Genomic DNA, 23,220 nt, shown 5'->3' with positions numbered 1-23,220 from the left:
CAGGAGCCGGGTTGCACGCCCGGTGCTGTGCTTTTCATTCAGTCCGCCTATGATACCGGCAACGGAGTGAGGGATACACAATGAATGACATAAGCCTCAAGGCGCGAATCCTGTTGATGACCCTGTTACCAGCAGGTGCGGTGCTACTCGCACTGGGCGGCTATTTTAGCTGGCAGGCAATCACTGATCTTAACCGACAGTTGCTTGAACGTGGCTTCATGACAGTCGAACACCTGCAGAGCAGAGCCGCTAACGTCTTACTCGCCGGCGAGCCTGAACAACTGAGAACTCACTTGTCAGCCACGCTTAACCAGCCCGACGTACGTGCTGTAAGTCTATATGACAGCGATCGCTTGATACTCGAGCATAGCGGTCCCCAAATGCATGCACCCGAACTGACCCTGGGAGTTGATAATCTTGGCGCAGGAACCGGACTGCAGGTACGCCAAAGCGATAATAGTAGCCGCTTCCTGCTGCCCCTGTTGGCCACCAGCGAATTACGTACGATCACTTCACCCGATTATGAGGCTGATGGACTATTGGGCTGGTTGGAGGTGGAACTTGGCCACGGGAACCTCGATTTGCGTCGCTACCAAATCCTGCTGCATACCTTGGTGCTGATTCTGATCGGGCTAACGTTGATCGGACTGGTTGTCAGCAGTCTGGCGCGGCGTATCAGTGATCCGATCACCCGAGCTAACCATGCTGTGAGCAGGATCAGTCGGGGACAGCTGGATGTTCGACTGGGCGAACAGGGCAGCCGAGAGATCGACGACCTGGCCAATGGCATAAACGCAATGGCTGAGACACTGCAAAGTGCCCAGGGGGAGCTGCAACAGAATATCGACCAGGCCACAGAAGATTTGCGTCAAACCCTCGAAACCATTGAAGTGCAGAACATCGAGTTGGATATGGCACGTAAAACGGCGCTGGAGGCCAGCCGCATCAAGTCGGAGTTCCTTGCCAACATGAGCCATGAGTTGCGAACGCCACTCAACGGCATAATCGGCTTCAGCAATCTGCTGCAGCGCACCGAAATGAGCAATCGGCAACAGGACTACCTGGGGACAATTGAAACCTCGGCAGACAATCTATTGGCAATCATCAATGAAATTCTCGACTTCTCGAAGATTGAAGCGGGCAAATTAATACTCGAAGATCTGCCGTTCAACCTCCGCGATCTGATTCAGGACACCCTGACCATGCTCGCGCCAGCGGCTCACCTGAAAAAACTCGAGCTGGTCAGCATCATTTACCGCGATACACCCATCGGCCTGAGTGGCGATGCACTCCGTCTCAAGCAAATTCTGTCCAACTTGATCAGTAATGCCATCAAGTTCACCCAGCGAGGATCGGTGAGCATCAGGACCATGCTTGAACAGGAAGATGAAACCCAAGCATTACTGCGCATCAGTGTGACCGACACCGGTGTCGGCCTGACACCGATCCAGCAAAAATCACTCTTCCAAGCCTTCAGCCAGGCTGATAACTCGATGTCCCGCCAGGCGGGCGGGACTGGCCTAGGGTTGACGATAGCCAAGCGACTGGTAGAGCAGATGCAGGGCGAAATCGGGCTGCGCAGCGCAGCGGGAGAGGGCTCCGAGTTCTGGCTTACGGTACGTTTACAGAAATCCAGTCAGACGACCGACGACTTGCCGGAAAAACCTCTGGTTCGTTTACGCGCTGCGGTTCTAGAACCCATGGTTCTGAGTAGCCAGACCTTGCTGCACTGCCTCGAGGACCTCGGGCTTGAAACGTGCAGCTACGAACATACCAGCCTGCTCGAAGAAGACTTGGCTGCCCGACGACACACGCCCCAGCACGTCGATCTGGTGTTGATCAGCAGCGCCGTGACCGACCGATCCGAGACGTTAATAGAACGGGTCAATCGTCATTCTGGTGTGGGCGGCTGCAAAACCATTGTGCTTACCGATACCACTGAGCAGTACCCTGAACTTGATCAACTGTCGCCCGGGGAATGTCAGGTTCTTTCTCGTCCCGTGTGCGTGCGCAGGTTATCGCGGGCTATCAACCGTCTGTTCAGACCAGAACCAGTCACTCTGCCCCAGCAAACAGTCAGCACACCCCCATCGGTTCGCATTCTATGTGTCGATGATAATGCAGCCAACCTGAAACTGGTCGAGACTTTTCTTGAACAAATGGGTGCGCAGGTAGTCACCGCTTCCAGTGGTGACGAGGCACTGGAGCTATTGGCTGGCGAATCGGTTGACCTGATTTTCATGGACGTCCAGATGCCGGGTATGGACGGTCGAGAGACCACGACCGAGCTACGGCTGCGCGAACAGCTCGCAGGATGCGAACCTCGGCCTATTATCGCGCTGACCGCCCACGCCCTTGCTGATGAGCGGCGCAAACTGCTGCAGTGCGGTATGAACGACTACATGAGCAAACCCATCAGTCCGGAGCAACTTAGCCATTGTGTGCTGCGCTGGACTGGCGTGGCACTCAACCTGGGGCCTATCACTAGCCAGAACGGCCACCCTACACAACGCCCTGAGCGCCGAGAGCAGGTAATAGACCGCGAGGAGGGGCTTCGATTGGCTGCCGGCAAGGCAGATCTCGAGGCCGACATGTTACGCATGCTAATCGACAGCTTGCCAATTGAACAGGCGCGCATCAAGGAACACAACTCAGCCAGCAGGCCGGACTTACTACTGGAAACAATACATAAATTGCACGGCGCCTGTCGCTATTGCGGCGTTCCAGAGCTGCGCACCTACTGCCAGCGTGCAGAAGAACTCCTCAAACGCAGCCAACCCCACTACGCTGCTATACACGAGTTAATCGCTGCGATTGAACGACTGCAATTAGCCTACGCGAGCGAACCAGACTAGGTTGGCGGCTCTGGTGACCAGACCGCGAAGGCCAAAGCCTGCTCGCGTTCGTCGCTCAGGCTCAGCAAAATGACGCCTCCCCCACCGGCGTCTAGACGGGCCAGAGCAGCACCACTAAGTACGACCTTTGGCGCCCCGAGTGGGTCCCGATCAATCTGGATACAATGCCAGGACATACCCTGCGCCAGACCCGTGCCCAGCGCCTTGAGAATGGCTTCCTTGGCCGCAAAACGCTTTGCAAGAAAGCGCCCCGGCTGGCCATGAACAGTAAAACGCTGCCATTCAGCCTCAGTCAGAATACGACGAGCAAAACGGTCACCCTGCCGACTGAGCACCGCTTCTATACGACTGACCAGCACCATATCCGTGCCTATTCCTCGGATCATCGGTCGCTCGAAGCGCCCAGAATAAGTGCTCGCATTTCCTTGACTGCTGTCGCAAGCCCAGAGAAGAGCGCGCGGGCAATTATGGCGTGACCTATATTCAGTTCGTTGATACCAGGCAGGGCCGCAATAGGTTCGACATTATGATAGTGCAGACCATGCCCAGCATTGACCACCAGACCCAACTTACGCGCGTAGATACATCCTTCTCGAAGTCTGATAAGAGCATCGCGTTGCTGTGATCCAGTGGTGTCGGCGTAGTGACCCGTATGCAGCTCAATGACCGGAGCGCCAGCGCGCTTGGCTGCTTCGATCTGCTGCGGATCAGGGTCAATAAACAACGAAACTTCGCTGCCTAAAGCGGACATATGTTCAACTGCCTCCTGAATTCGGGCGCTATTTCCGGCGACATCAAGTCCGCCCTCAGTCGTCAGTTCCTCGCGTCGCTCCGGAACCAGGCAAATATTAGCTGGACGGATTTCCTCAGCGAAACGCAACATCTGATTAGTCACAGCCATTTCCAGATTCATGCGGGTCTGGAGTACATCTGCCAGCATGCGAACGTCACGCTCCTGAATATGCCTGCGATCCTCCCGCAAATGCAGCGTAATACCATCGGCGCCAGCCTGCTCAGCCTCGATAGCAGCCTGAACAGGGTCGGGATAACGTGTCCCGCGCGCCTGACGCAATGTGGCCACGTGATCGATATTGACACCTAGAAGTACACGTTGTGGATGGCTCAAGACCTGTCTCCTTTAAAAGTACTGCCGGGGGATGAGAATAACTGCCGGCTGATCAATGGCCGATCCCCCAAGTGTATCGCCAATGCTTGACGCATGAGACTCTTGGCAGTTCTCAGCGCATAGGGTGCAGTCCAGTCTGAGTCTGCCATGGCGAGCAGGCCTGCCCCTGAGAGGCCTGGCCGAGCATCACCTGGACGAACATCAGTCAACCTCATCAAACCCTCTTCGGCAAGCCAGACATATACCCCTTCCGCTACCACAGACGCACCTGATGCATCTTCGGTTAGACTGAAACCATAGCCCAGAACGTCCAGCAGTTGCCATTCAAAGCGTCGCAATACTGGTTCAACGTGTGTTCTATCAGCCAATGCCTGAAGCGCTGACTGGTAAGCCGCAAATATCAAGGTCTGTGGATCTCCAGGAGCAAGCAGCCTGACCAACAGTTCGTTCAAATAGAGGCCACTGAACAGCGCATCACCCTGCAGCGGGAGGTAAGCTCCAGCCGTTTCGGCCTGAGCCACTGTTTTCAGCTCACCACGGCCGGCAAGAACAACCAGCAGGGGCACAAAAGGTTGAGGAGATACGCCGCTGCGGGGCTTTCTGGCTCCACGCCAGACACCACGCACGACACCATGGTGCAAGGTTAACAGGTCAACCAAGGCACTCGTATCGCGGTAGGGACGGCTGTGCAGGATATAGGCCGGTGTCAGGAGTGATTGCATAGCGACCTCCAAGGGCCGGCTATTTGTCGAAGTAATAGCCCAACGACGTCAGCGCGCGCTCATCATCAGACCAACCGCGACGTACTTTGACCCAGAGATTGAGCATGATCTTGCTGCCAAACAATTTCTGCATGTCCAGACGCGCTTCCTGACCGATTTTCTTCATGCGATCACCGTTGTCACCGATGATGATCTTTTTCTGACCATCGCGCTCAACCAGTATCAACGCATGGATATGCAGGATCTTTCCCTCCTGCTTGAACTGCTCAATTTCAACTGCAACCTGATAGGGGATTTCAGCACCCAGTTGGCGCATGACCTTCTCGCGAACCAGTTCGGCTGCAAGAAACCGGGAGCTGCGATCAGTAATCTGATCTTCTGGATAAAAATGCTCGCTTTCCGGCAAGCGCTCGGCAACCAGCTTCTCAAGCTGTTCGATATTACGCCCATGCAGTGCTGACACAGGTACCACCTCAGCATCAGGGAGTTGCACCGCTAACCATTCCAGATGGGGTAACAGCTCCTGTTTGTCGTCCATGCGATCGACCTTGTTGACCACCAGCAGCACTGGGCGGGTCACGAAGCGAACCTTGTCCAAGACCATCTGATCTTCATCTGTCCAGCGGGTACGATCAACGACGAAAAGCACTACATCAACATCACGCAAGGCCTGACTGGCGCTTTTGTTCATAAAGCGATTGAGTGCTTTTTCGTTTTCCTTGTGTAGACCCGGGGTATCGACATAAATAGCCTGCACCTCGTCCTCGGTTTTGATCCCCAGCAGCGTATGACGCGTGGTCTGAGGCTTACGCGAGGTAATAGCCAACTTTTGGCCAAGGATATGATTGAGCAATGTGGACTTTCCCACATTGGGCCTGCCGACAATGGCCACATAGCCACAGCGGGAAATAGGATCACTCATCTGCTTTCTCCACACCCAGCGCGATAAGGGCTTTTTGGGCTGCTACTTGTTCTGCCAGCCGGCGACTATTACCCACCCCGAAGGTGGCATGCTCCAGGGGACTAACCTGACACTCAACCCGAAAGGTACGGCAATGTGCTTCACCGCCACTCTCGGTCACCTCGTATCGAGGTAGATCACAATGCCGCGACTGCAGATACTCCTGCAGTCGCGTCTTGGGATCCTTGTTGTTATCGACCAGAGTAAGGCTCGCAATATGCTCGTCCAACCAGTGAAGGATCCGCTCGCGCGCCACTTCCAGTCCACTTTCCAGATAAATGGCACCAATAATAGCCTCGGTGGCGTCGGCCAGAATGGATTCACGCCGAAAGCCACCGCTCTTCAACTCACCCGAACCGAGCCGCAGATATTCTCCGAGGTCGAAACCCTTGGCTAGTTCTGCCAGGGTGACACCCTTCACCAGACGTGCCCGCAAACGTGACAGCTGGCCCTCTCTGGCCTGGGGAAAGCGCTGGTACAGAGCCTCGGCTGCCACAAAATTGAGCACCGAATCACCGAGAAATTCCAGCCGCTCGTTATTACGGCCCCCCAGACTGCGATGGCTAAGGGCCAGGTTCAACAATTCTGGGTCGCTGAAACTGTAGCCTATTTTACGTTCGAGGCGGTCTAGCTTATTGGTCACTTAATAGGTCTGACTATGTGGGTTTCATCAAAATGAACCAACAGGTCCACGTTTTGCAATGCCGGCGCACGCACTTCGTAATTGATTATCACAGTATATGCATCCGTTCCGCTCGCGGTTATCGTAATTGCTTCGCGCGCATCGATATCGCGGATGCTGTTGATCCGCATCCCTTTATCGATGTAACTGTTGAAGTCGCGAATAGAATTAATCTTGATGGTCGGGTCTTCGTTAATCTTGGTAACCATTTCACGCAGGGAGAAATGGTCCAGATATATCGGTACCAGCTTCATCGCAATAACCAGGCCAAAAATCAGCAGTGCTATAACAGCCAACAAACCAAAGAATGACATGCCTTTCTGGGAGTGGCGCATGAATAACCTCGTGACGTCCGTTGTTAAAATTATAGATCCAGCCCATCTTCAATGAATCAGAGCAACTCGTGAAAAACTCGGTAGGTTACGCAGCTTTGGTTCCGGCCAATGCATCCAAACGGCGAAAGCCTTACCTACAATATAGTTGTCAGGGACCATGCCCCACAACTCCCGTGGCATATCCGGTGCATTCCAATAGCGACTATCGTTGGAATTATCACGGTTGTCACCCATCATGAAGTAATGCCCGGCTGGCACTCGCCATTCATTCGGCGCAGGCGTTCCAGCCAGTCGCTCTACTCTGATCAGGTGCTCTGTCTCACCAAGCTGCTCTTGCATAACACGCACTTCAGCCATGTGCTGCATTGGATGTCCTGCTGGTAGCTCGTCGTCCAGTTTCATCTCCACCAAAGTGGTGGATACTTTCTCACCATTGACGAACAGCTCCTTGTCGACATAACGCACACGATCACCGGGCAGCCCTACGACGCGCTTGATGTAGTTTATGCGCGGATCATTGGGATAGCGAAAGACCATAACGTCACCGCGTTCGGGATCGCTAATCGGGATGATCTTGCTGTCGAGGACAGGCAACCGAATACCATAGGCAAATTTATTAACCAGGATAAAATCGCCCACCTCCAAAGTCGGCTTCATCGATCCCGAGGGGATTTGGAAAGGTTCGACCAGAAAAGAGCGCAAAAACAGCACTACCAGCAAAACCGGAAAGAACGATTTCCCGTATTCAACCAGCATCGGCTCTTTACCTATACGCCCCAATATCTCGGGATCGGCAACAGCCACCTGAGACTCATAAGTCGCTCTTGCCTTGCGCCGCTTAGGAGCTAGCCAAATCAAGTCGAACAGCGCGAGAACACCGGTGATGGCAACCGCCAGGACCAGAAGCAATGGGAAATTGATATGCATATTCGAATCCATTTAGCTATTGCTAGCTGTCAATTTTTAATACCGCCAGGAAGGCTTCCTGAGGTATTTCCACATTGCCGACCTGTTTCATCCGCTTCTTGCCGGCCTTCTGCTTTTCAAGCAACTTCTTCTTTCGACTCGCATCACCGCCATAGCATTTGGCGATCACGTTCTTACGCAAGGCCTTGACAGTAGAGCGCGCCACAATCTGGCCACCCACGGCTGCCTGGATCGCCACATCGAACATCTGACGCGGAATCAGCTCTCGCATCTTCTCAACGAGTTGCCGGCCTTTGTATGCAGCATTATCACGATGCACAATCAGCGCCAGAGCATCGACTTTCTCGGCATTGATCATGACATCCAAACGTACCAGCCGAGCACTCTGGAATCGATCAAAGGCGTAATCCAGCGACGCGTAACCACGGCTCACGGATTTCAGTCGATCAAAGAAATCCAACACCACTTCATTCATCGGCAAGTCATAGGTTACTTGCACCTGGGTGCCTAAAAACAGCATGTCATGTTGAATACCACGCTTTTCTACACACAGCGTAATGACGTTGCCCAAGTGATCCTGTGGAACCAGGATATTCGCCCGCACGATCGGCTCGCGCATCTCCTCGATCATCGAGGGATCGGGCAGATGGGAAGGGTTGTCCACGTAAACAATGCTGCCGTCTTTCTTAACTACTTCGAATACAACGGTCGGCGCGGTGGTAATCAGATCCAGATCATACTCACGCTCGAGACGCTCCTGGATGATCTCCATGTGCAACATGCCTAGGAAGCCACAGCGAAAGCCGAAACCCAGCGCTTCTGAACTTTCTGGCTCGAAATGCAGCGAAGCATCATTCAGCGTAAGCTTAGATAGCGCATCGCGGAAATCCTCGAAATCTTCCGAGCTCACCGGGAAAAGCCCCGCATACACCTGCGGCTTGACCTTCTTGAATCCAGGCAGTATGTCGACGTCAGGGGTGCTGGACAAGGTCAGCGTATCGCCAACCGGTGCGCCATGGATATCCTTGATACCGGCGATAATGAAGCCAACCTCACCTGCTTTCAGGTTTGCCGTTTCGCTCGGCTTGGGGTTGAACACACCAACACTATCGACCTGATGAACCTTGCCGGTCGATTTGACCAGAACCTTGTCGCCCTTGCGGATACGCCCGTGCTTGACGCGTACCAACGAGACGACGCCCAGATAGTTGTCAAACCACGAATCGATGATCAAGGCCTGTAATGGCGCCTCAATCTCTCCCACCGGAGGTGGAATAACCTGAATTAGTCGCTCAAGCACATCTACCACGCCCTGCCCGCTCTTCGCACTACAGGTAACCGCATCTGTAGCGTCGATACCTATTACACTCTCGATTTCCGCCATCACCCGCTCGGGCTCAGCTTGGGGCAGATCAATCTTATTGAGTACCGGCATTACCTCGAGACCCTGCTCGATGGCGGTGTAACAGTTAGCTACCGATTGGGCCTCGACGCCCTGGGCAGCGTCAACCACCAGCAAGGCACCTTCACATGCCGCCAGTGACCGACTGACCTCATAGTGAAAGTCGACATGGCCAGGGGTATCAATGAAGTTAAGCTGGTAAGTTTTGCCATCTTTCTCAGAGGTGTAATACAGCGTAACGCTGTGTGCCTTGATGGTGATGCCTCGCTCACGCTCCAGATCCATGGAATCGAGCACCTGCGCCGCCATTTCTCGATCTGCCAGACCACCGCATATCTGAATGAATCTGTCAGCAAGAGTCGATTTACCGTGATCAATGTGGGCAATAATCGAGAAATTACGAATTAAACTTAGGTCACTCAAAACGGGGATCATCCAGACATGATTGCAAGACTGGGAGCCTGAAAGCTCCGAGCAGTAGACGGGGACTCCCCCGAAATCAGCTCGCGAGTGTACCCGAATAAGCGGTTGTGCGCTATCGTGCCACCAGCAAACCTGGGGTACTCAGAAAACTGACTGACCCAAAGTTGCCGGAAGGCTGTGAGAGCTTAATCCGCCAGCCTGAAGGTGATATAGCTTGCCCGTCCCTCACGAATGACCCGCATGGACACTGAGCGATTCGTCGGCAGCTTCTCGGTCAGTTGCTCGAACTGCTTGACCGACTCAATCTGCTGATTATCAAGGCTGGTGACCACATCACCAGGCCGCAGGCCGACCATGGCTGCCGGACCCTGACGCACTTCACGCACCGCGATACCGGCAGAAATATCCAGCGCTTCGCGTTGCTGCTCTGTCAATTCAGCGACTACTACTCCCAACCGATTGCTCGCGACAGATGGCACCGCCTCCGCTGGCGCCGAGCTGGCTGCTACCGCATCATCCTCGGGCAAAGCACCTACTTTTAACTCGATAGTCCGGCGTTTCTTGTCACGCATTACCACCAGACTGGCTTCCGTGCCAGGCCGAACCCGGCCAACAGCATGCGGCAGATCGGAAGACATATTAATCTCTTTGCCGTCGAACTCGAGGATCACATCCCCAACCTCCAGACTACCTTCGTCGGCAGGACCGCCAGGCATAATTTGCGCTACCAGCGCACCCGCAGGCTTGGGCAGACCAAAGGATTCAGCGAGGTCCTTGTTAATCTCCTGAACGACCACACCCAGCCAGCCGCGCTGGACCGAGCCGCTTACTTTAAGCTGCTCTACAACATCCATTGCGACGTCAGCAGGGATCGCAAATGAAAGGCCCATAAAACCGCCCGAGCGGGTGAAGATTTGCGAGTTGATGCCAACCACCTCTCCTTTGAGGTTTAACAGTGGCCCGCCAGAATTACCGGGATTAATAGCGACATCGGTTTGGATGAAGGGAACATAGTTCTCGGTCGGCAGACTGCGTCCTTTCGCGCTGACGATTCCCGCAGTGACCGAATGGTCGAAACCGAACGGCGATCCTATGGCTAACACCCACTCTCCGGGCTTGAGATCCGACGACTTACCAATACGCACGGAGGGCAGGTCTTCATCGGTTTCGATCTTCAATAATGCTAAGTCAGAGCGGGGATCAGCACCGACTAGCTTAGCTAGTAGTTCGCGGCGATCTGAAAGACGAACAAAAATCTCGTCAGCGCCTTCAACGACGTGATTATTAGTCAGAATATAGCCATCCTTGGACAGAATGAATCCCGATCCCAAAGACTGAGGCGATGGCTGTTGCTGGCGGGGTTGTTGCTGAGGGCCCTGAGGAAAGCTGTGTTCAAAAAACTCACGAAATATCGGAGGCATACCTTCGAGATCAGGCATACCGGGGGCGCCTGCCATGGGCGAACTCGTCGCCGCTCGGCTGGTGCTGATATTGACAACTGCAGGCGACACCTCTTCAACCAAATCGGTAAAGTCAGGCAAGCTCTGGGCCATGCCCAGAGACTGCCAACCCAATAAAGCCGTGGCAACAGTGACTGCCATCATGCGCTTCAGCAAAAACATATTTTTTTCAGCCTCTATCTAGAGTGAGCCATTAACCGTCACAAGTTCAGCCGAACTGGAAGGCAGTCTGCATATGACGCGAGCTTGGTAAGCAGGGTTGCCTCGTTCGCGTTTAGTCCACCAAGCTACAGTAAAAAAGCCAACACCCAGCCCCCCCGTAGCAGCCAATATCACCAGCACTTCCGTGAGGCCAGACACATCAGCCAGCAACGCGAACACAAAAAGCATTATCAGAGGCAAGGCGTACATGAGTGCCGACGCTTTAAGCACCGCGTCTTCCGGTAAGCCGATGATCACCTCATCACCCACCTGCAGAGTCTGGTCGCATAACACACGAATAAAACCAAACCGCGCTCCAGAGCCTAGCTTCTGCAGCAGTGCCTGACCGCATCCCGCACGCGCCTGACAGTTGCCACAGGTGCTTTGGCGTATGGTTTCTACCCACACAGCATCTGGCTCAATGCTAAGAACTTTGCCTTGCTCTTCAATCACGCTTTCGTCCTGGTTAGGTCAGTGCACCCGCTGTCCGATCAATGTTTATTCAACGGGCGATATCTATAACAGCATTGGGGTGGAGTCCGGCGATAGCGAAGCAGCAATATGCTCTGCTGCAAGGGCCGGCACCTCACCCACAACCGTAGCCATATAATACCCCTCGGGCAAAGCCAGGCCGCGACTGATCGCTACTGTCGGTCCCATCTGGGCGCATAAATCACCTACTATGCGGTCATCTGCCGAAGGTTAGATGAACACAGTAAAGCGTGCGAGGCCATCGGTAAAGACTTGGGTAAATACAGGTGTATCAGCGTCATTCAGATGCCTTACTTCGCGATAGATTGCAGCAAAGCTCGGCGGCAGCTAGGCAGGCAACCAACCATCACTTGCGGTCATTTCGGTGACGGTTTTTTTGCTAACAGGAAGGCAAGTACTCATTACGTTCAGATCGTCCAGCTCCACCGGACCAGGATGCAGAGTGGTAAATTGGAATCCTTCCTACAAAGTGCCGCTGTCATTGATCAACAAAGACTGCAACAAAAGGCCGGCTTCAAGATCAAGATAAAGCTCGTAGGCGTGTCGGAAGGGATCGCGGGGTTTAACCGCTATGACGGTAACAGGTCGATTGGCGACACGGCTATTTTCAAGCACCTGAAGGACATACCACCGATCAAGGACGGCGCGCTGGCTTTGAGGTATTGCACCAGCACGCCAGACATTACCCGAATTGAGCGCGCTGCTACATTGTAGCCGCCCGTCATGCCTCAGCCATTCCTCAACTAACCCATCTGTGCGCAGTAATCGTTCGGCTACGACACCGTCTGCCCGTCGCCAAACCCGGTAGGTACTGAAACAAGCCCTCCTGGCAGCAAGCGCCTTGTCACACCCCTGGTTGCTGACAATACCCGCACTTATCGTCCTTCCATACTCGCGGCTCGCGCAGGGGGAAGCAATTGCGGTTTAACCTGCCCGCCCTCTTGACTGGCGGGCTCGCGCAGGTAATCGCCGGCACGCTCTTCCTGCCATTGCGATGGAGTTTCGGACTGTTCCTGCACCGCATTGTCCGCTTGCGGGTAACCAGCGAGCACTGCACCCGGCTGTGCCGTCGTCACGGCAGGCAGACTTATTGGAGGCGCCTGATCTGCAACCATCGGGTCTACCGCTGCGCCATCCTGCTGGAACATATTGAAACCGACAAGTACCGCTATTGTCACCGACGCCGCAACGGCAAGACGCCCCAGACCTTTCCACAACCGGGAAGCTTTCTCAACCACGGGTTCAATTACGAGTGTCGGGGTTGGATCACTAGCAATCGCAGCAGCAATACCTGCCGACAGATCGATAGTCTTTTGCCACGGCTCCTTGTGCATCAGCGCACGTGCGGCCTGGTATCGTGCCCAGTCGCTGCGCAAAGATGAATCATCCCCGCTCGCTTTGAGAATGCGGCGTACTTCAAGCTCATCCGCTTCATTGTCCATCAGCGCGGAGAGAGATTCCCTCAAGGATTCACTGCTCATTGCTATACCTCTGCTTTTGGCCCATCGGGCTCTCTGCATTTGACCCTAGAATCCCAACTCAATATTCCAGCAGGGGCTTAAGGGCTTTGTCGATCGCCTCGCGTGCTCGGAAGATGCGGGATCGTACCGTACCAACCGGGCAACTCATCACCGCGGCGATGTCTTCGTAACTCAAACCTTCAAACTCGCGTAACGTCAAAGCAGTACGCAAATCATCTGGTAGCTGCTGCAGGGTCTTGTTGACCATCTGCTCGACCTCATCACGCAGCAAATCGCGTTCCGGCGAGTGAATATCCTTGAGGGCGCTATCTCCTTCATGATACTCGGCTTCATCAGCTGCGATATCCGAGTCGGGCGGTCTTCTACCGCGCGCGACCAGATAATTCTTGGCCGTGTTTATAGCTATACGGTACAACCAAGTGTAAAACGCGCTGTCTCCGCGGAAATTAGCCAAAGCCCTATAGGCCTTGATGAACGCTTCCTGCGAAACGTCCTGCGCCTCATGGCTGTCGTGCACAAAGCGCATGACCAGTGCCAAAATCTTATGCTGATATTTCAGCACCAGTAGATCAAAAGCCCGTTTGTCACCACCTTGAACCCGAATGACCAACTCTTGGTCGGTCTGCTCAGCCATGTGGCGGCTCCTCACGGCGCAGGATTTGTCCTGAGTTGTAATGATAGACCCGCAATGTAGGCAAAAGTTCTCCCCTCGTAAGGAACAGAATTATGAACGGCAGTTGTATAGAAAAGTTCCATAGCATTGAAAAAAATTGCCATCATCACGCAACATGATGCTGCATACGCGATGGTGCTGAACTGTATTGTGTCGCAGTGCCCTTCTATATACTACATCGTTACGGGTAATCCCCGTCCCGTTCATCTGCCCCAGACAGAGACATCATGGTACAAACCAAGAACTACGACGTACTGGTCATCGGTAGTGGCGCAGCTGGCCTCACACTGGCCCTTCATCTGGCGGACGGTCTGCGCGTAGCAGTGATCAGCAAGGGTCAGCTATCCGAAGGTTCCACATTCTGGGCCCAGGGCGGTGTCGCCGCCGTATTGGATGATACCGACACCGTCGAAGCCCATGTTCAGGATACGCTGGACGCCGGCGGTGGCCTTTGCCGCGAAGATGCGGTCCGGCAAATCATCGGCAGTAGTCGCGAAGCCATTGGTTGGCTGATTGACCAAGGGGTCCCCTTTACTCGGGAGAGACTTGCCGACGGCACTGAAAGCGACGACTTTCATCTAACCCGAGAAGGCGGCCACAGTCACCGCCGCATCATCCATGCCGCCGATGCGACCGGGGCTGCGATCTTCAACACACTTTTGCTCAAGGCCAAAGAACACAGCAACATAGAACTCCTTGAAGATCGGGTGGCAGTCGACCTGATTACCAGCGAGAAGCTCGGTAGACCGGGTAACCAGTGTCTGGGTGCCTACATACTTGATCGAAACAGTGGTCGGGTAGAAACTTACGCAGCCCGATTCACGGTATTAGCCACAGGCGGAGCAAGCAAGGTCTACCTGTATACAAGCAATCCTGACAGCGCGTCCGGTGACGGTATTGCAATGGCTTGGCGCGCCGGTTGCAGTGTCGCCAATATGGAATTCAATCAATTTCATCCTACCTGCCTCTATCACCCCAAGGCCAAGAGCTTTCTAGTAACTGAAGCACTGCGCGGTGAGGGAGCACTACTCAAGCTTCCCGATGGATCGCGATTCATGCCGCGTTTTGACCAGCGGGCAGAACTGGCACCGAGGGACATCGTTGCCAGAGCCATCGACCATGAAATGAAGCGTCTGGGCCTGGACTGTGTATTCCTTGATATCAGTCACAAACCGGCTGATTTTATCCGCAGCCACTTCCCGACTGTGCACGAACGCTGCCTGACGTTCGGTATCGACATCACCCGCGAGCCCATTCCGGTTGTACCTGCTGCTCACTACACCTGCGGCGGAGTCATGGTAGACGCAAACGGACGCACGGACATGGACAGCCTCTATGCTATCGGGGAAACCAGCTACACAGGCCTGCATGGCGCAAACCGCATGGCCAGTAACTCGCTCCTTGAATGCATCGTATATGGCCGTTCCGCCGGTCAGGACATCCTCAATCAGTTGCCACAGACAAATATGCCAACCGACTTGCCCCACTGGGACGAGAGCAAGGTCACTGATTCAGATGAGGATGTGATCATTTCGCACAACTGGGAAGAGCTACGCCGTTTCATGTGGGACTATGTCGGCATTGTCCGCACCACCAAGAGACTGCAACGAGCTAAGCACCGCGTCGACATGCTGCTGGCAGAGATCCATGAGTTTTATAGCAATTACCGGGTAACCAGGGACCTTCTCGAGCTGCGTAACCTGGCAGTTGTAGCCGATCTGATCATAACATCAGCCATTGAGCGCCGGGAAAGCCGTGGCCTGCATTACACGCTTGATTATCCACGACTGCTACCCGAGGCAACCGATACTATTCTGCGGCCGCCCAGCGCTGACGACTGAAGCGCAATCGTAACCTTAGACGCCGCAATGCATCATCTGTCGCTGCATCGGTTGGGAGAATAACTGACACTGGCCACCAGCGTCCCGGCTCGCGCAGCCGGACCACTGTCAGAAAAGCGCTGACAAAGGTATCGGCCAGCAACCGCGCACCACTCTCAGAACCATCATTACGCATGACATGCCAACCCTGACTGTCGAAACGTAACCCGGTGACGGACTCGGCGTGTCGCAGGCTGACCTGCCTTGGCCAGAGCCACACGCCATAACCCACCACAACGAGCATGCTGACTGTTGCCAACAGAGGATGCAGTCCACTGCGCAGCGTTGCAATGCATGCCAACACGCTGAGCAATATCACTAGCGCACCAAGCAGCCGCGAGGGCTGACGCTGTAAAAAAAGATAATCAGGCTGGCTGAACACGATCCAGTATCATCCTTACCATTCGTTTAAGATCCGGGTCGTCCGGTTCGTTTCGCTGCATAAACCAGCCAAACATATCTTGGTCTTCGCTTTCCAGAAGCTTGCTGAAGAGCAGCTTGTCTTGCGCATCAAGACCACTGTAGGCTTCTTCTAGAAAGGGCCCCAGCAGCACGTCAAGTTCCAGCATACCTCGCCGGCTGTGCCAGTAAAGGCGTTTCATCTCTATGTCAGCCAACATCTTTATCTCCGCAGTAGGGTGAAAGCGCGACAGAATGCACATTAGACATTATAAGCGCAAGGCAACACTGACAAGGCGCCAGCGCAGCCCTATGATGTAACAGTTGAATTCACCAGACAATCAGAGTTTATGACCGAAAAAAATCCACTTTTTATCAGACTGTCTGAGCGTTTTTCCGTTGAGTCGCCAGACCATGCGCCCGCTGCTGCGCTAACGTTGCTTGATCATGAAGGCATATTGGCTGTCAACGGAGTCGACTCGGCAAAATTCCTGCAAGGGCAAATAACCTGTGACGTGATCAAGGTAAAGGAGCCCGGTAGTATTCTGGGCGCCCGATGCAATCCCAAGGGACGCATGCAGTCGAGCTTTCGCCTGGTGCGCCATGGGGAGTCCGATTACCTGCTGGCAATGACAAATGAACTGCTTGCTCCCCAGATTGCCGATCTCGGTAAATATGCTGCTTTCTTCAAGACGCACATCAGCGACGCCAGTAACCAGTGGGTAAGACTGGGGCTGCATGGCAATAAAGCAACGAAGGCGCTCCTCGGTGCCGGACTGGCTGAGCCTCATGGGGCGGATGCAGTAGAGCGAAGCGAAGCAGGCATGGTTTTACGCCTGCACGGGGACGCGGTCTATGAGCTCTGGCTACCCGTCGAAACCGCGCAAGCGACGATCGATCAACTACTTTCAATCGCGACGCCCACGCCGCTGAATGATTGGCAGTTGCAACAGATAGGCAACGGTGTTGGCCAGGTCTTTTTCGAAACACGCGAAAACTTCATCCCACAGATGCTCAATCTACAGATTTTCGATGCGGTTAGTTTCAAGAAGGGCTGCTACACCGGCCAGGAAATCGTCGCTCGCATGAAGTATCTGGGCAAACTGAAAAAACGCATGTTCCGACTAACCAGCGACAGCCGGCAGCGTCTCCCACCGGGCACACCGGTGGTCAACCGCGAAACAGGGCAAGCGCTGGGTGAAATAGTGATGTGCGCGCTTGGCCCACAGCACATGGAAATACTGGCGGTTGTGCAAAAGGATGCGGCACAATTAGTATCGCTAAGCGCAATTGATGACCAAGGGCCAAGATTGGCCCTCGCTACTCTGCCCTACGACACTGATATGGCCGATACAGAAGCAGGCCCGGCACATTGACAAGGAATCCCCATGACTGACCTGGCCCAACGCGTACAGGATGAACTGATTCAGGCGATAGACAAGGATCAGCTGGTGCTACCCACTCTGCCCGAGGTTGCCCTGCGCGTTCGAGAGGCGGCGGAAAACCCGAACGTCAGCATTCCCGACCTGGTGCGCGAAATCAGCACTGATGCAGCCCTGAGCGCGCGGTTGATCAAGGTCGTCAATAGCCCATTGCTACGCACCCGCCAGGAAATCACTGACCTGGGCATGGCAGTGAATCGCATGGGAATAAACTATACCGCCAACCTGGCGACTGGCTTGGCGATGGCGCAAATGTTCCAGGCTACATCTGACATCATTGATCGCAAAATGCGCGAAGTCTGGGCACGCAGCACTGAAGTGGCAGGCATCAGCCATGTACTGTGCCGTCACTACACCCGGCTCAAGCCGGATCAGGCCACACTGGCCGGTTTGGTTCATCAAATCGGCGTTCTGCCTATTTTGAGCTACGCCGAAGAAAACAATCAGCTGATGGCAGATTCGATCAGCTTGAATCTGGTTATTGAGCGGATTCACCCGGTCCTCGGTGACCGCATCCTGGCCGCATGGGATTTTCCGGTGCCATTACGCCATATTCCTACCGAGCATCTGGATTTCAACCGCAGCACCCCCACTATCGACTATGCCGACATTGTTCAGGTCGCGATGTTGCAAAGCCTCAACAGCGAACACCCGCTGGCTCAGATGGACTGGAGCACGATTGCTTCATTCAACAAGCTGGGACTTGCTCAGGACGAAGAAGGCAGCGAAGATCTGTCGGCCGAAATGGAAGCCGCCATGCAGCTGCTGGGCTGAAACCCGGCAGCTGAGCGTTACTCCCTAACGATTGCGCCATTGCGGCGGTCGCTTCTCGAAGAACGCGTTTACCCCTTCCAGCGTGTCTTCGTATTCGAAAAGATCAACGAAGCGCTCGCGTTCCTCAGGCAGCAGGCTATTGAGCGGTTGTCTGCGGGCGCCTTGAATCAGCGCTTTGCATGCCTTAACGGCCATTGGGCTCTGCCTGCCTACCTGGGCTGCCAGGCGTAACGCTGTTGCCAGAGCCTGATCCTGCTCGACGACCTCTTCGACCAGGCCAATACGCTCGGCTTTTACACCGTCAATGCGCTCTCCACACAGAATCATCCGCTTAGCCCAGCCCTCGCCGACCAACCAAGCCAGCGCCTGGGTTCCGCCGGCGCAGGGCAGCAGGCCCACACCCGCTTCAGGCAAGGCCATTTGCACTTGCCGCTCGGCTATACGGATGTCGCACGCCAGGGCGCATTCTAGTCCGCCACCCATCACGTAACCATTGAGTGCCGCGATGGAGACACCAGAAAAATCACGCAAGGTTTCAAATGCCTTGCCGAACAGACTCGCCATTTCCCGGGCACGCGCCTTGTCGCCATCGGCAAAAAGCTTCAGGTCCGCACCTGCCGAGAAGAAGCGATCCCCACGCCCGGTAATCACCAGCGCAAAGATCTCTGGATCATCACCCAGATGCCCGACTAACTCGACCAGGCCGTGCAGCGTGTCGCTATCCCAGGTATTAGCCGGCGGGTTATCGATAGTCACCAGAGCAGTATGGCCAACTTTCTGCACCACCAACTTGTCGGTGCGTGGCACCAAGGCTGTGTAGGGTTGCAACGCATGATCCATGGAAGCCTCCTGGGGAAGTGATCAATTGAAATTCAGACTGCGCTTTCCGGCAGGCGCCAGTCAACTGTAGGCCGCCCATGGGACTTCAGATATCGATTCGCGGCCGAAAAGTGTCCGTTACCCAAAAAACCTCGATAGGCCGACAACGGTGAAGGATGGGCAGAACTGAGCACGCAATGGCCGGACAGATCGAGTTGATCTGCTTTTTTATACGCGTAATTACCCCACAGCATGAACACCAGATGCTCATGCCGTTGCGCGACCACTTCGATAACTCGGGTAGTAAACTGCTCCCAACCGCACTTCGCATGGGATCCTGCGCGGCTCTGCTCCACAGTCATGACAGCGTTGAGTAGCAATACGCCCTGCTCTGCCCACGAAGTTAGGCAACCGTGACCCCGCATCGGTATCCCCAGATCACGCTGAAGCTCCTTAAAAATATTCTGCAAGGAGGGCGGTGGCCTGACCCCCGGCGGCACCGAAAACGCCAATCCATGTGCCTGGCCCGGTCCGTGATAAGGATCCTGGCCAATAATCACCACTCTGACGCTGTCCAGGGGCGTAGTGTCCAGCGCGTTAAAAATCAGTGGGCCAGGCGGATATACCAATTTTCCCATGCTCCTCTGCGTATGCAGAAAGTCCCGCAGCTCACGCATGTATTGTTGATCAAGCTCGTCTTTTAGCGCATCCCGCCAGCCGGCTTCGAGCTTGATCTCGCCATCACTCACGTCTTATTTCGCCACCGGAACCGACTGGGCATTGCAACGCACCACTCGCTGGCGATTATTGACCAGCAAGCCAGACAGGCCATTGTGCTTGCTGTCATGCAGCATCAAGATGCCATCGACGCACTCGGCGACCTGATCAGCAGACCGGCTGCGCACTTGCCCTGCCTCTTCTGAACCCACTGTGACCAGACTGAAATCGGCAACCACCATCCCCTGCTCCTGCCGCGAGAAATTCAGATAACCATAAAAATACAACACCATCACCGTAGCAAAAATCGTGATGAATACGGTCAGGATCAACGGTAACTTATTAATCTCTTTACTATTACTCATAGGCTTTTACTCATATTTGCGTATTTATTCGGATGTATTCAGGGGCTCTCTTGAGCTCGATGCTCAGAGGATATTCGCGTAATCTGCCTCAATCCTGTCGAGACTGAGATTATTTAAAAAGCCGGAAAAACACATCCAGGCACTGAGTGCGTTCAGATCGGCAAAAGGTTCCGGCAGATAACGCGGTGGCACTACAAGACCTTCCTCAACCAGCTGCCCCAGGGTACGCATATCTTCCAGAGTGGTCTTGCCGCAGAACAGCAGGGGTATCTGCTGCAGCTTGCCTTTGCGCACTGCCAGCTGGATATAGTTGTAAGTCAGGATAAAACCCTTCAGATAAGCCAGATCCTTGGTAAAGGGCAAGCCATTACTACTGGACCCCCGAAACACGCGACTGGCATTGGTATAGCTGTTTTCGCGTGAGTATTCCTGATCCCGATAGAACTGAAAAACATCCATGAAGTCACCACCGCTTTCCGCCAATTGAATGGCACGGGTGCGATCGGTCAGCTTGCGCAGACGCGCTGGATAAGAGGCGAAGGTAATCACCTCCATCAGAATCGCCAAGCCTTCTTGGGTCACCGTCGACGACGGTGGACCCTTGGCTAGAAAAGTACATATTGGCTGGTGCTGACCATTCAGACTGGTCGCCACATGCACCATGCCCTCATGCACCGCAAGAATCTTCAGGTCGCGCTGGTTGAACATGGCGTCACTGCGAATCTTAATATAGTCGGCGCCCGCCGCGGCGTCCGCGACGATACCATCAGATTCGAATACCCGTACGGCCTGGTCATCTGGAAAAGCTTCGTTCATCCGCGCTTGCAGGATGGCGACCGCCTCGGGCGCGGCGATAATCTTAGGCTCGCTGAGCAGTTCGGCCTTACCTATATTAGCCAGCGATTCGCTGAGCATGATGCTCAGATCCGTGAGTGTCGGATCGCCGGCATGAAAGGCGTCCGAAGCCGAACCGTAAAGCTCCTGGGAGATCAAGCCCATGTCGGGTGTGCCGCGCGCCTCAAGCATGCGGATGACCATACGGTATTCCTTGCACATGCGCCGCATGATCTGGCCAACCGGATTGAAGGTGCCGAGTTGTCGGGTAATGTCGCGCTCGATGTCCTGCAGCACCTGCCGGCGTTCGGCCGGATCAAATCCCAACGGGCGTTTGGCGTAGTAATCCGGACCCACATCAGGAATGCTTTTGCAGCGTTTGCGGAAGAACTCTTCACGCAGGCTATCGTCCCACTTGATCGCGTCCAGAATCCGAATCGGCGCCTGGGCCTCGACAATGCGGTCAGACAGACTGCGAATCACCAGTTGGTACTGCTCGCTCTGTTTTACCGTCATAGGAATCCTGTTTTAGTGATGGCGTTTGATCGGCGCTTCGACATTAGGGTGACCACGTATTTAGTGCAACGCGGCGTCGGACAGCCGCCATGCTGGACATGCCACAAGGGCTAGCCAAGCTCGCGCTCACACTTAATCCAAACGATCGGGTATTCCTGCACAACCTCAAACCTTAAGCTTCAGGCCGCATATGCGGAAACAGAATCACATCCCGAATCGACGGAGCGTCGGTCAACAACATCACCAGACGATCAATGCCGATACCCTCACCTGCTGTTGGCGGCATACCGTATTCCAGCGCGCGAACAAAATCTGCATCATAGTGCATCGCCTCATCGTCACCTGCGTCCTTGTCCGCCACCTGGGCGTGAAAACGGTCGGCCTGATCTTCGGCATCATTGAGCTCCGAGTAGGCGTTGGCAATCTCACGGCCACCAATAAACAGCTCGAAACGGTCGGTCACGCTCGGATCATCATCGCTGCGGCGCGCCAATGGCGAGACCTCGAACGGATAGCGAGTAATAAAAGTCGGCTGCTCCAACAGATGCTCCACCAGCTCCTCGAAAATCATCACTTGTAGCTTGCCCAGACCCTCGAAGCCCTTAACCGCCGCACCCGCCTTCTTGGCGATAGCGCGAGTGGCATCCAGATTCTGCAAATCAGCGGCACTGATCTCGGGGCAATACTTGAGGATTGAATCAAACACCGACAACCGGACAAAGGGCTCGCCGAAGTGGAATACCTTGCCCTGATAGGGCACATCGGTGCTGCCCAGTACATCCAAGGCCAACTCGCGGAACAATTCCTCGGTCAAATCCATGTTGTCTTCGTAGTCGGCGTAGGCCTGGTAAAACTCGAGCATGGTGAACTCAGGGTTATGCCGGGTCGAAACCCCTTCGTTACGGAAGTTGCGGTTGATCTCGAATACCTTCTCGAAGCCGCCGACTACCAGCCTCTTGAGGTACAGCTCCGGCGCGATACGCAGGAACATCGGCAGATCCAGCGCATTATGATGCGTTTCGAACGGCTTAGCCGCAGCGCCGCCGGGAATGGTCTGCAGCATCGGCGTTTCGACTTCGAGAAAATTGCGCTCGGCGAGAAAGGTACGAATGTGCGCGATGACCCGTGAGCGCACCAGAAAAGTGTTACGCGTATCTTCATTGACGATCAGATCAACATAGCGCTGGCGGTAACGCTGCTCGGTATCAGTCAGCCCGTGATGCTTATCCGGCAGCGGCCGTAGCGACTTGGTCAGCAACGTTGCCTTCTGCATCTGAACATACAAATCGCCCTTACCCGAGCGCTGTAGAATGCCTTCGGCCGAGACAATGTCACCCAGGTCCCAATGCTTGATCGCATCCAGCGTTTCGGCAGGCAGACCCTTGCGATCAACATACAGTTGAATGCGCCCACTGACATCCTGCAGCACCAGAAAAGCACCACGGTTTAGCATGACCCGCCCAGCCACCTTGGCTGGAATCGCCGCTTCTTCAAGCTCTGGCTTGGTCTTGTCCGCATAGGTTTTCTGCAGATCGGCGCAATAGCTGTCGCGGCGAAAGTCGTTCGGAAATACACGGCCCTTAGCACGTTCGTGAGCCAGTTTTTCCTTGCGCATCGCGATCAGGCTATTCTGTTCCTCGTGATGGGCGTGCGAGTCTTGCGGCTGGTCGGTCATGTTTGCATATTCCTGGGTGTAGCCATCTTGAATCAATGGGGTAGCATTTTGGCGGTCGT

General features: G+C 54.6%; 24 protein-coding genes. 4 read left to right on the top strand and 20 right to left on the bottom strand.

Annotation, left to right across the window (positions count from 1 at the left end; genetic code table 11):
• Window positions 1-80: 80 nt before the first annotated feature.
• Window positions 81-2,855 carry a response regulator gene (locus ACJAXR_RS07810; RefSeq protein WP_415057696.1) on the top strand — a complete coding sequence of 925 codons (2,775 nt, stop codon included), beginning with the start codon at window positions 81-83 and terminating at the stop codon, window positions 2,853-2,855.
• Here the strand turns inward: ACJAXR_RS07810 and acpS are convergent.
• From acpS to rpoE, 13 genes are all read right to left on the bottom strand, one after another.
• Window positions 2,852-3,241: a holo-ACP synthase gene (gene acpS / locus ACJAXR_RS07805; RefSeq protein ID WP_415057695.1), complete on the bottom strand. Its 390-nt coding sequence runs from the start codon at window positions 3,239-3,241 to the stop codon at window positions 2,852-2,854. The genes ACJAXR_RS07810 and acpS overlap by 4 nt on opposite strands.
• Complete coding sequence (pdxJ, locus tag ACJAXR_RS07800) at window positions 3,238-3,981, bottom strand: pyridoxine 5'-phosphate synthase (protein WP_415057694.1); 744 nt, start codon at window positions 3,979-3,981, stop codon at window positions 3,238-3,240. The genes acpS and pdxJ overlap by 4 nt, the downstream gene beginning before the upstream one ends.
• On the bottom strand, window positions 3,978-4,703 hold the full coding sequence (recO, locus tag ACJAXR_RS07795) for a DNA repair protein RecO (protein WP_415057693.1): 726 nt from the start codon (window positions 4,701-4,703) through the stop codon (window positions 3,978-3,980). Before recO ends, pdxJ begins: the two co-directional genes overlap by 4 nt.
• A gap of 19 nt (window positions 4,704-4,722) precedes the next feature.
• Entirely contained in the window at window positions 4,723-5,625 is a 903-nt protein-coding gene (gene era / locus ACJAXR_RS07790; RefSeq protein ID WP_415057692.1) for a GTPase Era, read from the bottom strand.
• Complete coding sequence (rnc, locus tag ACJAXR_RS07785; protein WP_415057691.1) at window positions 5,618-6,307, bottom strand: ribonuclease III; 690 nt, start codon at window positions 6,305-6,307, stop codon at window positions 5,618-5,620. The genes era and rnc overlap by 8 nt, the downstream gene beginning before the upstream one ends.
• Window positions 6,304-6,681, bottom strand: a complete 378-nt coding sequence (locus tag ACJAXR_RS07780; protein ID WP_415057690.1) for a DUF4845 domain-containing protein — start codon at window positions 6,679-6,681, stop codon at window positions 6,304-6,306. The genes rnc and ACJAXR_RS07780 overlap by 4 nt, the downstream gene beginning before the upstream one ends.
• 48 nt (window positions 6,682-6,729) lie before the next feature.
• Window positions 6,730-7,608, bottom strand: a complete 879-nt coding sequence (lepB, locus tag ACJAXR_RS07775) for a signal peptidase I (protein WP_415057689.1) — start codon at window positions 7,606-7,608, stop codon at window positions 6,730-6,732.
• A 22-nt stretch (window positions 7,609-7,630) separates the two neighbouring features.
• Window positions 7,631-9,433 (bottom strand): translation elongation factor 4, encoded by a 1,803-nt coding sequence (gene lepA, locus ACJAXR_RS07770; protein ID WP_415057688.1) that lies wholly within the window; start codon window positions 9,431-9,433, stop codon window positions 7,631-7,633.
• A 185-nt stretch (window positions 9,434-9,618) separates the two neighbouring features.
• On the bottom strand, window positions 9,619-11,055 hold the full coding sequence (locus ACJAXR_RS07765; protein ID WP_415057687.1) for a DegQ family serine endoprotease: 1,437 nt from the start codon (window positions 11,053-11,055) through the stop codon (window positions 9,619-9,621).
• Between the two features lie 18 nt (window positions 11,056-11,073).
• Window positions 11,074-11,547 (bottom strand): SoxR reducing system RseC family protein, encoded by a 474-nt coding sequence (locus ACJAXR_RS07760; protein ID WP_415057686.1) that lies wholly within the window; start codon window positions 11,545-11,547, stop codon window positions 11,074-11,076.
• A 501-nt stretch (window positions 11,548-12,048) separates the two neighbouring features.
• Window positions 12,049-12,348, bottom strand: a complete 300-nt coding sequence (locus ACJAXR_RS07755) for a sigma-E factor regulatory protein RseB domain-containing protein (RefSeq protein ID WP_415057886.1) — start codon at window positions 12,346-12,348, stop codon at window positions 12,049-12,051.
• A gap of 113 nt (window positions 12,349-12,461) precedes the next feature.
• Window positions 12,462-13,067 (bottom strand): sigma-E factor negative regulatory protein, encoded by a 606-nt coding sequence (locus ACJAXR_RS07750; protein WP_415057685.1) that lies wholly within the window; start codon window positions 13,065-13,067, stop codon window positions 12,462-12,464.
• A gap of 58 nt (window positions 13,068-13,125) precedes the next feature.
• Window positions 13,126-13,701 (bottom strand): RNA polymerase sigma factor RpoE, encoded by a 576-nt coding sequence (gene rpoE, locus ACJAXR_RS07745; RefSeq protein ID WP_415057684.1) that lies wholly within the window; start codon window positions 13,699-13,701, stop codon window positions 13,126-13,128.
• Between the two features lie 266 nt (window positions 13,702-13,967).
• Between rpoE and nadB the strand changes: the two genes are divergently transcribed.
• Window positions 13,968-15,581, top strand: coding sequence for an L-aspartate oxidase (nadB, locus tag ACJAXR_RS07740; RefSeq protein ID WP_415057683.1), 1,614 nt, complete (start codon window positions 13,968-13,970; stop codon window positions 15,579-15,581).
• Here the strand turns inward: nadB and ACJAXR_RS07735 are convergent.
• Window positions 15,550-16,002, bottom strand: a complete 453-nt coding sequence (locus ACJAXR_RS07735) for a hypothetical protein (protein WP_415057682.1) — start codon at window positions 16,000-16,002, stop codon at window positions 15,550-15,552. The genes nadB and ACJAXR_RS07735 overlap by 32 nt on opposite strands.
• The gene (locus tag ACJAXR_RS07730) at window positions 15,986-16,240 is read right to left on the bottom strand and encodes a succinate dehydrogenase assembly factor 2 (protein ID WP_415057681.1); all 255 of its coding nucleotides are present in this window, start codon (window positions 16,238-16,240) and stop codon (window positions 15,986-15,988) included. The genes ACJAXR_RS07735 and ACJAXR_RS07730 overlap by 17 nt, the downstream gene beginning before the upstream one ends.
• Window positions 16,241-16,369: 129 nt before the next feature.
• On the opposite strand from ACJAXR_RS07730, the gene ACJAXR_RS07725 reads away from it, so the two are divergent.
• Window positions 16,370-17,395: a YgfZ/GcvT domain-containing protein gene (locus ACJAXR_RS07725; protein ID WP_415057680.1), complete on the top strand. Its 1,026-nt coding sequence runs from the start codon at window positions 16,370-16,372 to the stop codon at window positions 17,393-17,395.
• Between the two features lie 12 nt (window positions 17,396-17,407).
• On the top strand, window positions 17,408-18,235 hold the full coding sequence (locus tag ACJAXR_RS07720; protein WP_415057679.1) for an HDOD domain-containing protein: 828 nt from the start codon (window positions 17,408-17,410) through the stop codon (window positions 18,233-18,235).
• Between the two features lie 24 nt (window positions 18,236-18,259).
• Here ACJAXR_RS07720 and ACJAXR_RS07715 read toward each other — a convergent pair whose 3' ends face one another.
• From ACJAXR_RS07715 to lysS, 5 genes are all read right to left on the bottom strand, one after another.
• Window positions 18,260-19,075, bottom strand: a complete 816-nt coding sequence (locus tag ACJAXR_RS07715) for an enoyl-CoA hydratase (protein WP_415057678.1) — start codon at window positions 19,073-19,075, stop codon at window positions 18,260-18,262.
• 32 nt (window positions 19,076-19,107) lie between these two features.
• The gene (ung, locus tag ACJAXR_RS07710; protein WP_415057677.1) at window positions 19,108-19,803 is read right to left on the bottom strand and encodes a uracil-DNA glycosylase; all 696 of its coding nucleotides are present in this window, start codon (window positions 19,801-19,803) and stop codon (window positions 19,108-19,110) included.
• Between the two features lie 3 nt (window positions 19,804-19,806).
• A complete protein-coding gene (locus ACJAXR_RS07705; protein ID WP_415057676.1) occupies window positions 19,807-20,136 on the bottom strand; it encodes a hypothetical protein in 330 nt (109 codons plus the stop codon).
• Window positions 20,137-20,199: 63 nt separating this feature from the next.
• The gene (locus ACJAXR_RS07700) at window positions 20,200-21,486 is read right to left on the bottom strand and encodes a flavohemoglobin expression-modulating QEGLA motif protein (protein ID WP_415057675.1); all 1,287 of its coding nucleotides are present in this window, start codon (window positions 21,484-21,486) and stop codon (window positions 20,200-20,202) included.
• Window positions 21,487-21,658: 172 nt separating this feature from the next.
• The gene (gene lysS / locus ACJAXR_RS07695) at window positions 21,659-23,161 is read right to left on the bottom strand and encodes a lysine--tRNA ligase (protein WP_415057674.1); all 1,503 of its coding nucleotides are present in this window, start codon (window positions 23,159-23,161) and stop codon (window positions 21,659-21,661) included.
• Between the last annotated feature and the right edge of the window lie 59 nt (window positions 23,162-23,220).

It is taken from the genome of Halopseudomonas sp., from assembly GCF_047631575.1.
GTDB lineage: Bacteria > Pseudomonadota > Gammaproteobacteria > Pseudomonadales > Pseudomonadaceae > Halopseudomonas.
Note: the sequence above shows the minus strand (reverse complement) of the source record. Positions and strands in the feature narration are given on the sequence as shown.